The organism is Alteromonas sp. D210916BOD_24 (genome assembly GCF_047159385.1).
Classification (GTDB): domain Bacteria; phylum Pseudomonadota; class Gammaproteobacteria; order Enterobacterales; family Alteromonadaceae; genus Alteromonas.
In genome coordinates this window covers 2392596-2405191 of the sequence record NZ_AP038333.1, presented here as the reverse complement: position 1 = coordinate 2405191, position 12596 = coordinate 2392596, and the positions used below count along the sequence as shown (strand labels likewise).

General features: G+C 43.4%; 9 protein-coding genes, 4 tRNA genes and 4 other RNA genes. 15 read left to right on the top strand and 2 right to left on the bottom strand.

Annotated elements, in window-relative coordinates:
- Position 1 precedes the first annotated feature (1 nt).
- The 14 genes from tolB to ACMCM8_RS10460 all read left to right on the top strand — a co-directional run bounded on the left by tolB (position 2) and on the right by ACMCM8_RS10460 (position 7933).
- Complete coding sequence (gene tolB, locus ACMCM8_RS10525; RefSeq protein WP_412722581.1) at positions 2-1357, top strand: Tol-Pal system beta propeller repeat protein TolB; 1356 nt, start codon at positions 2-4, stop codon at positions 1355-1357.
- Between the two features lie 39 nt (positions 1358-1396).
- Positions 1397-1963 (top strand): peptidoglycan-associated lipoprotein Pal, encoded by a 567-nt coding sequence (gene pal / locus ACMCM8_RS10520; protein ID WP_412722580.1) that lies wholly within the window; start codon positions 1397-1399, stop codon positions 1961-1963.
- Positions 1963-2751, top strand: coding sequence for a tol-pal system protein YbgF (gene ybgF, locus ACMCM8_RS10515; RefSeq protein WP_412722579.1), 789 nt, complete (start codon positions 1963-1965; stop codon positions 2749-2751). Before pal ends, ybgF begins: the two co-directional genes overlap by 1 nt.
- A 292-nt stretch (positions 2752-3043) precedes the next feature.
- Positions 3044-3119: transfer RNA gene (locus ACMCM8_RS10510), tRNA-Lys, on the top strand.
- A gap of 23 nt (positions 3120-3142) precedes the next feature.
- A tRNA-Lys gene (locus tag ACMCM8_RS10505) sits at positions 3143-3218 on the top strand.
- 37 nt (positions 3219-3255) lie between these two features.
- Positions 3256-3331, top strand: a tRNA-Lys gene (locus tag ACMCM8_RS10500).
- A gap of 39 nt (positions 3332-3370) precedes the next feature.
- Positions 3371-3502, top strand: a non-coding RNA gene (locus ACMCM8_RS10495) — RtT sRNA.
- A 37-nt stretch (positions 3503-3539) separates the two neighbouring features.
- Positions 3540-3671, top strand: a non-coding RNA gene (locus ACMCM8_RS10490) — RtT sRNA.
- A gap of 39 nt (positions 3672-3710) precedes the next feature.
- Positions 3711-3842: non-coding RNA, RtT sRNA (locus ACMCM8_RS10485), on the top strand.
- Positions 3843-3881: 39 nt separating this feature from the next.
- A non-coding RNA gene (locus ACMCM8_RS10480) (RtT sRNA) lies at positions 3882-4013 on the top strand.
- A gap of 309 nt (positions 4014-4322) precedes the next feature.
- Positions 4323-5378 (top strand): quinolinate synthase NadA, encoded by a 1056-nt coding sequence (gene nadA / locus ACMCM8_RS10475; protein ID WP_412722578.1) that lies wholly within the window; start codon positions 4323-4325, stop codon positions 5376-5378.
- Between the two features lie 143 nt (positions 5379-5521).
- Positions 5522-5612 (top strand) — tRNA-Ser (locus tag ACMCM8_RS10470).
- Positions 5613-5997: 385 nt separating this feature from the next.
- Positions 5998-6789 (top strand): leishmanolysin-related zinc metalloendopeptidase, encoded by a 792-nt coding sequence (locus ACMCM8_RS10465; RefSeq protein WP_412722577.1) that lies wholly within the window; start codon positions 5998-6000, stop codon positions 6787-6789.
- A gap of 127 nt (positions 6790-6916) precedes the next feature.
- Complete coding sequence (locus ACMCM8_RS10460) at positions 6917-7933, top strand: 2-dehydropantoate 2-reductase (RefSeq protein ID WP_412722576.1); 1017 nt, start codon at positions 6917-6919, stop codon at positions 7931-7933.
- Between the two features lie 59 nt (positions 7934-7992).
- Here ACMCM8_RS10460 and ACMCM8_RS10455 read toward each other — a convergent pair whose 3' ends face one another.
- Positions 7993-10545 (bottom strand): hybrid sensor histidine kinase/response regulator, encoded by a 2553-nt coding sequence (locus ACMCM8_RS10455; protein WP_412722575.1) that lies wholly within the window; start codon positions 10543-10545, stop codon positions 7993-7995.
- A gap of 246 nt (positions 10546-10791) precedes the next feature.
- Here ACMCM8_RS10455 and ACMCM8_RS10450 point away from each other — a divergent pair, with 246 nt between their 5' ends.
- The gene (locus tag ACMCM8_RS10450) at positions 10792-11148 is read left to right on the top strand and encodes a VOC family protein (protein WP_412722574.1); all 357 of its coding nucleotides are present in this window, start codon (positions 10792-10794) and stop codon (positions 11146-11148) included.
- Between the two features lie 86 nt (positions 11149-11234).
- Here the strand turns inward: ACMCM8_RS10450 and asd are convergent, their stop codons facing one another.
- Positions 11235-12359, bottom strand: a complete 1125-nt coding sequence (gene asd / locus ACMCM8_RS10445) for an aspartate-semialdehyde dehydrogenase (RefSeq protein ID WP_412722573.1) — start codon at positions 12357-12359, stop codon at positions 11235-11237.
- Positions 12360-12596 lie beyond the last annotated feature (237 nt).

Below are 12596 nucleotides of genomic sequence, written 5' to 3'. Positions count from 1 at the left end.
TATGAAAAAAATAGGTTTATGGATAGCGCTATTCACCTTGGCATGCAGTGCAAAGGTTTATGCATCCCTTGAAATAGTCATAACCGAAGGGGTTGATAGTGCTCGACCCATTGGCGTCGTCCCCTTTAAATGGAAAGGGCAGGGCAGTATGCCGAGCGATATTTCCAAGGTAGTGATGGCAGACTTAATACGCTCGGGTAAGTTTAACCCTGTCGCTGTCGATAAAATGCCACAGTACCCGCAAACAGCCAGTGAAGTCAGTTACACCGCTTGGGCGACGCTGGGTGTTGATACAGTGCTGGTGGGCAGTATCGAACAACAAGACGCCGACCGTTACCTGGTGTCATATGAGTTGATTGATATTCTCAAAGGCCAGCTCGATGGTGGACAGTCAAAAGTACTCAAAGACGGGGTGTTAGTGACCAGTAATGACCACGTCATTGTTGCTCGACAAGCTGTAATTAGCGGGCGAGACTTCAGGCAGTATGCGCATCGAATTAGTGACATAGTGTATGAAAAACTTACAGGCGTGCGTGGCGCATTTCTGACCAAAATTGCCTATGTCATTGTACGCGACAGAAAGACAGTCGATAAACCTTATCAACTTGTCATTGCCGATTATGACGGTGAAAATGAAACCCGTTTGCTGTCTTCACCTGAACCGTTGATGTCGCCTACATGGTCGCCAGACGGCGAAAAATTGGCTTATGTAAGCTTTGAGAATCGCAGGCCTCAAATTTATATTCAAGATATTTACACCAGTGAGCGCACGCGAATTACTGATTTCCCTGGTATCAATGGTAGCCCAGTCTTTTCACCAGATGGCAAGCAACTTGCTATGGTATTGTCGAAAGATGGCAACCCTGAACTCTATGTAATGGATTTGGCAACGAAAAATTTACGTAGAGTGACACGAAATAGAGCGATTGATACCGAGCCTGCATGGCTCCCAGATGGAAGTGGTTTAATTTTTAGCTCTGAACGGGGTGGTAAACCCCAGATATATAGCGTAAATTTAAATTCTGGGAAAGTAAGGCGTGTTACCTTTGTAGGTGAACAGAACTTGGGCGGCACAATTACTCCAGATGGCAGGCAAATGATTATGGTTAATCAGACTAACGGTAACTATCACATTGCGAAGCAATCTCTGGATGGAAGTTCACCTCAGGTACTGACACGGACGTACCTGGATGAATCACCAAGTGTAGCACCGAACGGAAGCATGATTATATACAGCACCCTTCATGAAGGTACTCAGGTATTGTCTCTGGTATCACTTGATGGACGCTTTAAAGCTAGGTTACCAGCAGCCAATGGGCAAGTTAAATCGCCAAGTTGGTCACCATTTTTGTTCTAACAATTTAACGACTAAACAATAAAATTAAGGATTAGTAGGATGCAAATGAATAAAGTGATGAAGAGCTTCATTATCGCCTTGCCAGTAGTGACAATGATGGCATGTTCGTCAGGCCCTAGCGAAGAAGAATTGGCAGCAGAACGCAATCGTCTAGCACAAGAGCAAGCAGCTGCAGAAGCAGAAGCACGTGAAGCAGAAACACAACGTGTTAAAGCAGAAGCAGCGCAGCGCATGAAGCGTCAAGAAGAAATGGTTCAGCAAGAGCTGGAAGCGTTGAAAAACGAACAAACGGTTTACTTTGATTTTGACCGCGCCAGCATTAAGCCTGAGTTCCAAAGCGTATTAGATAAGCACGCGGCGTTCTTGGTGAAAAACCCAAGTGTTAAGGTGACTATCGAAGGTCATACTGACAGCCGTGGCACACCAGAGTACAACATCGCATTGGGTGAGCGTCGTGCTCAGTCGGTAGAAACATACCTTCTTAATGCGGGTGTTTCTAGCAGCCAGTTAAATGTGGTTTCTTATGGCGAAGAAAAGCCTGCGGTAATGGGGTCAACTGAGTACGCATTCGCACAGAATCGTCGCGGAGTGGTTGTATACCGCTAATGACTGTACTAGCGAAAACAACAAAATTGGGCGTCACCTTGAGTGCCGCCCTTGCTATTTCTGGTGCATTTGCGCAAGCCCCTGTGGTTGATGCCAATGGTGGAAGTGAGCTAGAGCAGCGCATTGTGATTCTTGAGCGTATTGTGAAAAGCCGGACTGAAATGCAGCATAGGTTGCAAACTCAGTTAGACAATATGCAAATGGAAGTGGATCAATTGCGTGGTGCGGTTGAAGTTAATACCAATGAGTTGCAAAAGGTACTTGAGCGCCAGCGTGAGTTGTACTTGGAAATTGATAAGCGCGTTGAAGCATTAAAGCAAAATGGCGCCTTGCAATCGAGTAGTTTACCCAGTGCTGGTGTTGAACCCACTTCAGTTACACCGTCGGTAACATCTGTGGTACAAGCGCCTCAAGCAGGTGAAGACGACGCATATGAAGCTGCGGTTAATCTTATCCTCAAATCGCGAGAGTATGACAAGGCCATCCCAGCATTTCAGTCATTTATCCAACGCTTTCCCAACAGTAGCTATGCGCCAAATGCACACTATTGGTTAGGGCAGTTGTTGTTTAATAAACAGCAGTGGAGCGATGCCAGCGAGCAATTCAACATTGTGGCTAACCGCTTTTCAGATTCGGCCAAAAGGCCAGATGCGTTGCTTAAACTTGGTGTGATAGCAGAGCGCACTGGTGATACCGCGTCGGCGCGACAACTGTTGCAACAAGTGGTTAATGAATATCCAGATTCTTCGGCTAAACGTTTGGCGGAATCTCGATTAAATAACTTGTAATACGCAAAGCCTCTTTAAAAGAGGCTTTTTTATGCATTAACGCTTTTGATATTGGAATAAAAGTGGCGGGATACAGCGAAATACTTCTGCACTAAATATCATGCGTTTACGTAATACTTCTACTAAACTTAGTAACAGCCGGTATAAATACCCAGCGATTTGTTTTCATTTTGACCGTTTAGTCGCAATTTGACAGAAAAATGAAAATAAAAGGACGTTATGGGTTGCGTCAAAAAAAAATCTGAGTATTATATGCCGCCGTTGCCAAGACACAGGCAACACAGAAAAGAAAGGGTCGTTAGCTCAGTTGGTAGAGCAGTTGACTTTTAATCAATTGGTCGCTGGTTCGAATCCAGCACGACCCACCACTTTCTCTTCTAGCATCAATGATGGGTCGTTAGCTCAGTTGGTAGAGCAGTTGACTTTTAATCAATTGGTCGCTGGTTCGAATCCAGCACGACCCACCATCATTGTTATGTTACCTTATTCCTCGTGTCATTTGATGGGTCGTTAGCTCAGTTGGTAGAGCAGTTGACTTTTAATCAATTGGTCGCTGGTTCGAATCCAGCACGACCCACCATCATCTACATAATTAATTGTCAAAAACAAAACCCAAACAATCACTCTGTGTTCGCGCAGGATTTGAACCAGCGAAGCTGGTCGACAAAACTCGCGCAGCGATTTTGAACGTGCTTTAGCACGGCCCGAAGGGCGAGGAACGCAGTGACGAGTAATCCAGCACGACCCACCATCATCCACATAATTAATTTTCAAAAAAAAGCCAAACAATCACTCTGTGTTCGCGCAGGATTTGAACCAGCGAAGCTGGTCGACAAAACTCGCGCAGCGATTTTGAACGTGCTTTAGCACGGCCCGAAGGGCGAGGAACGCAGTGACGAGTAATCCAGCACGACCCACCATCATCTACATAATTAATTGTCAAAAACAAAACCCAAACAATCACTCTGTGTTCGCGCAGGATTTGAACCAGCGAAGCTGGTCGACAAAACTCGCGCAGCGATTTTGAACGTGCTTTAGCACGGCCCGAAGGGCGAGGAACGCAGTGACGAGTAATCCAGCACGACCCACCATCATCTACATAATTAATTGTCAAAAACAAAACCCAAACAATCACTCTGTGTTCGCGCAGGATTTGAACCAGCGAAGCTGGTCGACAAAACTCGCGCAGCGATTTTGAACGTGCTTTAGCACGGCCCGAAGGGCGAGGAACGCAGTGACGAGTAATCCAGCACGACCCACCATCATCTACATAATTAATTGTCAAAAACAAAACCCAAACAATCACTCTGTGTTCGCGCAGGATTTGAACCAGCGAAGCTGGTCGACAAAACTCGCGCAGCGATTTTGAACGTGCTTTAGCACTTTTTTTAGTTTTAGGATTGGATAAAGTTCGGCTCACCCCCATATCTGTATCAGCGGATAAGCAACCAAGCTTAAGCGTAACGCGCGTTAATAGACTATTTTATTACGCTATTGTTACCTATGCAGTGTGTAATTTTTATGACAATTCGGTATAATCCGCCCCCTTATCGCAACAGAGATGTAGGTTAATGTCAGTAGCATTTCGAGTGGAACAGGTAGAGTATCCGTTCCCAGCAAAACCACAGCCATTATCAGAAGCACGCAAAGCTGAGTTAAAGGCAGAAATTAAAGCCTTGCTCAAGGCGCGTAACGCCGTGCTTGTGGCGCATTACTATACCGATCATGAGATTCAGGCATTGGCTGAAGAAACCGGTGGATGTGTTGCAGATTCTTTAGAGATGGCACGGTTTGGCCGAGATGCCGCTGAGCAGACGCTGATTGTGGCTGGGGTTCGCTTTATGGGTGAAACCGCTAAGATATTGAGCCCGGAAAAAACGGTGCTGATGCCTACGCTGGAAGCGACCTGTTCGTTGGATATTGGCTGCCCTGTTAAAGAGTTCAGTGAATTTTGCGATCAACATCCCGATCACACGGTAGTGGTATATGCCAATACTTCCGCGGCGGTTAAAGCGCGTGCAGACTGGGTAGTGACCTCAAGTATTGCACTGGAAATTGTTGAGCACCTGGACAGTCAGGGCAAAAAAATTATCTGGGGTCCTGATCGTCATTTAGGCTCTTACATTGCCAAGCAAACTGGGGCCGATATGCTGATGTGGCAAGGCGAATGTATTGTGCATGATGAATTTTCTGCGCAAAAACTTGCTGATATGAAAGCCCTGTATCCCGATGCCGCTATTTTGGTACACCCTGAATCACCTGCCAGTGTGGTAGAGATGGCAGATGCGGTTGGTTCAACCAGCCAATTAATCAAAGCATCGCAGACCATGGACAATGACACCTTTATAGTGGCGACTGACAAGGGCATTTTCTATAAAATGCAACAATTGACGCCTCACAAGACTTTTATAGAGGCTCCCACAGGCGGTAACGGTGCCACGTGTAAAAGTTGTGCTCATTGTCCCTGGATGGCAATGAACGGCCTAGAAGCGATAAGAGCGTCGTTATCTGGTCAGAGCGACGGTCACGAGATTTTTGTTGACGAAGATTTACGCAAAGGCGCGTTAATTCCTCTTGACCGCATGTTAGCGTTTTCTGCCGAGTTAAAAGCCAAGGGTGGCCTTTAAAAAGAACGTTTTATAAGCACTTGGTTAATATTTTCGAGCAAGTTCTTGATTAAGCGCGCCGCTTTACCTACTATACGCGCGCTTGAGGTTAAACCTTAAACCCCTTTCGTTATCGCTGATGGCATTAGCAGTAACAACAATTTGGAGAGATGGCTGAGTGGCTGAAGGCGCACGCCTGGAAAGTGTGTATACGTTTATAGCGTATCGAGGGTTCGAATCCCTCTCTCTCCGCCAATATAAAAGAAGCCCGCTGACTAGCGGGTTTTTTTATATTTGAAGACGTAGCATAGATAGCAAGCACCATTGACAGTCACTTCAACAACTCTTTTGTCGCATTTCTTTACAACAGCGTAAGATAGTTCTCTATCAGTATGAAAAACATATAATTTTTAAAAGGCCTGATTTTTGCAAACTGATTATTTTGCAATAAAGTTTTGCCATAGAGATGGGTTGTTCTAATACGCACTTTTTAAAAACAACATATGCTGGTGAAACAAAGTGTTTTGCATTGTAAGTAATATATGCCATAACAATAGAACGACTGTGTACATGCGTGTATTACTTCGCTCAAGATTGCAAGTATAACTTAGCCCGTTTGCCGAGAATAATGATGTTGAAGATGTTGCTGGCAATAATTGCCCTTGCTATAACAACTAAAGCCCATGCAGGTACCTTTTCGATTAATATAACGAGTACCGCCTCCATTGACCCTTCTGTTTCCCCCTTATTTGAACAGGCTATCGATTTCTGGGAATCTGCTTTGATTGGCACACAAGACAATATTGACGTGATATTGAATATCGATGCCTCCACACCAGCAATAGATGGGGTTGGTAATACACTGGGGCAGGCAACCAATACTACTGGCGTGATCGCAAGTCGTTTTCTATATGCCATAGAAGGGTTAATGCGCTTTGATATCGCTGACATAGGTAGATTTAGTCAATCTACCAAGCTCGACATAATACTTCATGAAATGGCTCATGTTATTGGTTTTGGTACGCTGTGGAATACAAATCAGTTTTCCCTTAGTGGCCTTCAAAATGTCTACATATCAGGCACAGGTGAGTATACCGGTTCGTATGCCTTACAGCTTTACCGCGAGCTATTTGATTCTAATGCTACGTTCGTACCGGTAGAACTAGATGGCGGCGCTGGTACGGCAAACGCGCATTGGGATGAAGGTTTTATTAATAATACCGGTGAGTTACTTACCGGTTTTTTAGATGCCAATACCTTTGTCAGTGACATCAGTTTAGCGTCATTTGCCGATATTGGTTACGTAGTGCGTCTGTCTGATGGTAGAATTTTAGGGCTGGTGGTACCCGCGCCTTCCTTCAATACTTTATTTGCGCTTGTATTTTTCTTATATGTCGTTAAACGTCCTTTCAAAAAGCGACGTATTCAGTAAGCGCGCTTTATCGCTTTCACCATTTATCAAGCACAAGTGTAATTGTTCAAAGTGTTAACAGTTTACTTTGTGTGTGTTTACGCGCAATCTACTAACAAAATAAGAACTAGTTAGTAGTGAAATGCTTATGACGAAAATCGCAGTGCTCGGGGCGGGAAGTATAGGGTGTTTTGTGGCAGGGTGCATGTTAAGTGTCATGCGACAGGGTGACAGCACGGTTCAGATAACGCTAATAGGTCGCGAACGACTACAACATGATATCCAGACTAATGGGATCACTGTCACCGACTTCAAGGGGCGCTCTCAGCACATAGCGCATGAATTAATTCAATATAGAACGGACCACCACAGTCTTACCGATGCTGACTTTATTTTACTTTGCGTAAAAAGCCAGGATACGGCACACGCTGCTGCGGTAATAAAGCAGTTTGCAAACCCCACTGCAACTATTGTTAGCTTGCAAAACGGCGTCAGTAACGCCCAAACGCTCAGTCAATTACTGACTCAACCGGTGATCAAAGGCATGGTGCCTTTTAATGTCTTTTATCAAGGGAAAGGGCATTTCCACTGTGGCACTGAAGGCGATATCGCCATTGAAGATCCAAATGGCCGTTGCCAACCATTGGTTCACCTACTGAGTAAAGCTTCACTACCTGTCTCGATTTATCAGGATCTTACTGGTGTACAATACGCCAAGCTCATCATGAATTTGAACAATGCGGTTAACGCGTTGTCAGGGTTGCCTTTGAAGGCTCAACTAGGAAACCGTCAATACCGACTCGTCATGGCTAAAGTGTTAAGCGAAGCCCTCGCGGTATTTTCTGCCGCGGGTATTAAGCCGGTTAGAACGGGAAAAGTTATCCCTAAGCTGATGCCTATAATTATGTTATTACCCAATTTTTTGTTTAATATTGTCGCGGCTTCAACATTAAAAATAGACCCACAAGCGCGCTCGTCAATGTATGAAGATCTCATGTTAGGTAGGCGTACTGAAATCGATTTTTTAAACGGGGAAATTGTTAGGTTGGGTAAGCAATATCACGTAAAAACTCCGGTTAACAACCATTTGGTATCATTAGTGAAAGCGGCTGAAGCTGAAAACAGAGGCGGCCCGAATCTTGCAGCCAATCAACTTTTACCTTAGTAAAGAACAGTGCACTTTAGTCAGATTAACGAAAGTGTAACCAGTAAGAATGAGACTTCTTATTTGGCCTCACCGGCGGTTATTTTGTTATTTGGCGCTATTAAATAATGTCTAAGTTGCTCTATAAGGCGTGTTTTATCGATAGGTTTTGATACGTGTGAATTCATACCGGCAGCAAGGCATTCGTTTATATCTTGCTGCATGGCGTTCGCGGTTAACGCTATAATAGGTATAGATGACTTGAGTTCACGGCGAATAACTCGGGTTGCGCTTAGTCCATCAACCTCTGGCATTTGAACGTCCATCAAAATAACATCAAATTTGTGGGCGCGCATGGCATCTATGGCTTGTTGTCCATTTGAACAATGTACAATAATTAAATTGCAATCTGCTAGCAGCGCTTTTATTACTTCAACATTTATAGCGTTGTCTTCAGCAAGCAAAACTCGCTGCTTGGAGAAGCCTGCTTCTATACTTTGTGTTACAGGGGAATATTCGGTAATAGACTCAGCTGCGGAAAAAGTTACGTCAAAGGAAAATGTACAGCCTTGACCCAGTTGGCTATCTAATTGAAGAGAAGAGTCCATGAGTTTTAGTAGGTTATTACTGATATTAAGACCTAAACCTGTCCCACCGTAAGTGCGTGCAATAGAGCTCTCCGCTTGGGTAAATGGAGTAAATAACTTTTTTTGGTTTTCTTTCGATATACCTATCCCTTCATCCTTTACCCAACAATGTAAGTGATAAGTGTTGTTAACCCTGTTAGCAATACTTACTCCTACTTCAACTGTACCCTTTGAAGAAAATTTAATCGCATTACTGATTAAGTTTGCAAATACTTGTTTGAGGCGTAACTCGTCGAACATCAAGTCTTTATTTAATGCTTCATCGATAATCAATTTTACAACCAGCCCTTTATTTTGGGCTTGGTCTGAAAAAATGTCAGACAGTGTATTTATGCATTTATGAATATTATTAGGTTTAGTAGATAGGGTTAATTTACCAGCTTCAATCTTCGAAAAGTCGAGTAAGTCGTTAATCAGTTGAAGTAACATTTCTGAAGCGTTGACAATCTTTTGGGAAAACTGTTGGGCTTCTGTATCGGGGTATTTTCTGTTTAGTATTTCACCAAATCCAATAATGGCATTAAGAGGGGTTCTAAGTTCATGACTTATGTTTGAAATAAATTCTGATTTTAATCGATTGTGTAACTCTGCCTTTTCTTTGCCGGTTCTATATAACCTATTCGCTTCTCGTGATTTTTTTAATAGTAAAAGCAATATAACTAGCGTTATTAGCGTTAATGTAACCAGTACTATTAATAATTTTGAGAATAACGCTTGAGTACGCTGCGCTTTGCTTTTGAGAATTAGGGCTTCCTCAAATGTTCGATTTTCCTCTTCCAATTGTTTGGCCCTTTCTTTTTCTTCTTCAATTTCTTGAATAAGGCTGGCACTTTCAATTAATTCTAAGTCTTCATATTTTTTTGCATTTATATATTCAAGATGAAATTTTTCATATTGTTCAAACGCTAATTTGTAGTCACCCTCAGCAGCAGTTATCAAAGAAGCGGTTTGCTCAAGTTGAGCGCGCCAGGTAGTTTGCTCATCTTTACGAGTATCATCATATAGCTGCCTTGCCTTATTTAAGGCGAATTTTGCTTCTGGTAATTGATCAAGCGCGAGGTGGGCTTCAGCTTTTAAACGGTAAATCTCACTGTCATAAAACGAAGAGGTAAGCGGATGATTTATCACTTGTTCTGCGAGTGTTAACGCTTCACTATGACGCTTAGCTCGAAAATATGTGGTGGCTAGTCCGTAAGTCGCAAGGTATTCTGAGTAATTGATATCGATGTTTTTATCGTAGTCAATAGCGCGTTTAAAATACAGGATAGCATTGTCAAACTCGCCTGTGTTGCGATACAAAATACCGATAGCATAAAGGTTTTCACTGACTAAAATTGTTTGCTTAGCTTGTTGTGCGCCAAGCAGTGATTCTTCGTAATACTCAAGCGCAATATCATAAGCGCTAATAGATTGGTAATAGTCTGCAACAATAGCGTTGTATAGCGGTTTCAGATCGTGCAGTTCGTTTTCAACAAGAATTGAGTTTAATGTATTAATCAGGTCGGCATTTGGGGCAAAGACCTGCGCCTCACTGTATGTGAGTATCTGATATATAATGCCAAAAGCTTTAATTGCGGGGGGAATAGACGGTGTGGCTATGGCTCTGTCAAAATAGGCGTAGGACTTTTTATAGTGCCCGCTTATACCATGCATGCGCGCAATACCTATTGATACCATAATGCCTTCGGGCGAGTTATTTTCAAGCTGTAATAGTAATGAAAAAATTTCCTCATCAGGTCGCTGGTGAATAGCAAGTTGATACTTAACATATAATGCACCTACATGTGTTTTTTCAGTGAGGGTCAGCTCGTCAGAATGCAACCACTGTTCGAGCCGTTTTATAGCATCACCGATAGGCATTGGGGATTGCGCCGCGACATTGGCTTCGAGTTGTTTTAATTCTGCTAATTCAAACGCAAACAGTGCTTTGCCTGGCAATACCAAAAGTAAACATAAGAGTAATACAACTTTAAAAGAGCGAGGCAAAGGGTAACTCCAACTAATATAGCATTACCAAATAGTAATCGATAAAGCGTGATTACTAATTTGTAAATTAGTCTAATTTTTTGCTTTAAAGAGCGACTAGAGGCTTTACCCATCAATATTTTTACGGTGGTTATTTACTCAATTAAAGTTAGATTCGTTTTTGTGGATTTGATTATCGACAACACTCACGAGAAATATAAAAAATTTGGATAGTATAGGAAACAAAATAAATGGAGGCCTGCCCCTATGAACGCAAAACCACAACTTAACTACGTTGAGTTTGCTACGCTGAACATTCAACGCTCAAAGGCTTTTTTCTCTGAAGTTTTCGGTTGGGAGTTTACGGATTACGGGGAAGCGTATAGCGCGTTTACCAAGGCTGGCCTAGAAGGTGGCCTGTTTAGTGCGCAGCGCGTGTCGCAAGCACAACGTGGTGCCCCCTTATTGGTGTTTTATTCCTCCGATATTAAACAAACTCAACGTGAAATCGAACAGGCCGGAGGCGCTATCTGCAAACCGTTGTTTAACTTTCCTGGTGGGTGTCGTTTTCACTTCGTAGAGCCGGGTGGGAATGAGCTAGCGGTATGGTCTGAGTCTATTTAGGACTAACAATAGCCCTGGCACAAAAGAGCATAAATTAGCGCCTCACATCGAGAGAGGCGCTTTATACGAGGGCTATTGCAAATGTCTTATTGTTGTTCTAAAACAATTCTCAGCATTCTGCGAAGGGGTTCGGCAGCGCCCCACAGCAGCTGATCACCTACCGTAAAGGCAGAAATGAATTCTGGACCCATATTTAATTTGCGAATACGGCCTACTGGAATAGACAGCGTACCGGTTACTTTCGCAGGTGTGAGTTCTTGCATAGTCACTTCCCGATCATTCGGTATCACCTTAACCCATTCGTTATGCGTCGCAAGCAACTGCTCAATCTCTTTAACAGGTAAATCTTTCTTAAGCTTTAACGTAATAGCTTGGCTGTGACAACGCATTGCACCAACCCGTACACATATCCCGTCAATGGGGATTTCAGTGCCTGTATTACCTAAAATCTTGTTTGCTTCCGCTTGTGCTTTCCATTCTTCGCGGCTTTGTCCAGAAGCCAACTGAGAATCGATATAGGGAATAAGACTACCAGCTAATGGCACGCCGAATTGTTCAGTTGGATACGCATTACTTCTGATAAAAGCCGAAACTTGTTTATCTATGTCGAGAATTGCCGAAGCCGGATCGTCAACTTTATCCTTGACGTTGGCGTGTATGGCGCCCATTTGACTGATTAACTCACGCATGTGCTGAGCCCCCGAGCCTGAGGCTGCTTGATAAGTCATCGGAGAAGCCCATTCTACCAAGTCGTTTTCAAATAAGCCGCCTAGTGCAAGTAACATCAACGACACGGTACAGTTGCCGCCTACATAGGTACGCACTCCTTTGGCAATACCGGCATCGATTTCTTTGCGATTGACTGGGTCTAATATGATAACGGCATCTTCTTTCATGCGAAGAGCAGAAGCTGCATCTATCCAATAACCTTGCCAGCCAGTGGCACGCAAATCATCATACACCGCTTTGGTGTAGTCGCCGCCTTGGCAGGTAATAATAATATCCTGTTTAGCAAGTACCTTTATTTCGTAGGCATCCTCTAATACACCTGCATCTTTTCCTGAAAAATCCGGTGCTGCACTGCCTCTTTGAGAGGTAGTGAAAAAGGTGGGCTCAATATGCGCAAAATCCTGCTCTTCTTGCATGCGCTGCATTAACACTGAGCCGACCATGCCGCGCCAGCCTACTAAACCTACTTTTTGTTGTGACATTAACCCGAGAACCCTTGTTGCTAAAATAATAAATACCGTATCGCTGGCGTGGTGCACAGCGATTATTCAAGCGTGAAACACGAAAAACGGTAACCCGCATTTTACCTGTCGTTTTTATATTTATTTTTTCGCAGTCTAAGGTTTATTTCACACGCTGGCTAGGAGGTTTTTATAAATATTATTTTGTGGATATAAGTATTTTTTCAACACGAGTCGCAGCGCTTTTGTCTGTTCACT

Excerpts from the sequence above, each read along its gene's own strand:
- asd (WP_412722573.1), bottom strand. The coding sequence starts at position 12,359 with ATGTCACAACAAAAAGTAGGTTTAGTAGGCTGGCGCGGCATGGTCGGC.
- tolB (WP_412722581.1), top strand. The coding sequence starts at position 2 with ATGAAAAAAATAGGTTTATGGATAGCGCTATTCACCTTGGCATGCAGT.
- pal (WP_412722580.1), top strand. The coding sequence starts at position 1,397 with ATGCAAATGAATAAAGTGATGAAGAGCTTCATTATCGCCTTGCCAGTA.
- nadA (WP_412722578.1), top strand. The coding sequence starts at position 4,323 with ATGTCAGTAGCATTTCGAGTGGAACAGGTAGAGTATCCGTTCCCAGCA.
- ACMCM8_RS10450 (WP_412722574.1), top strand. The coding sequence starts at position 10,792 with ATGAACGCAAAACCACAACTTAACTACGTTGAGTTTGCTACGCTGAAC.
- ACMCM8_RS10465 (WP_412722577.1), top strand. The coding sequence starts at position 5,998 with ATGTTGCTGGCAATAATTGCCCTTGCTATAACAACTAAAGCCCATGCA.
- ACMCM8_RS10460 (WP_412722576.1), top strand. The coding sequence starts at position 6,917 with ATGACGAAAATCGCAGTGCTCGGGGCGGGAAGTATAGGGTGTTTTGTG.
- ybgF (WP_412722579.1), top strand. The coding sequence starts at position 1,963 with ATGACTGTACTAGCGAAAACAACAAAATTGGGCGTCACCTTGAGTGCC.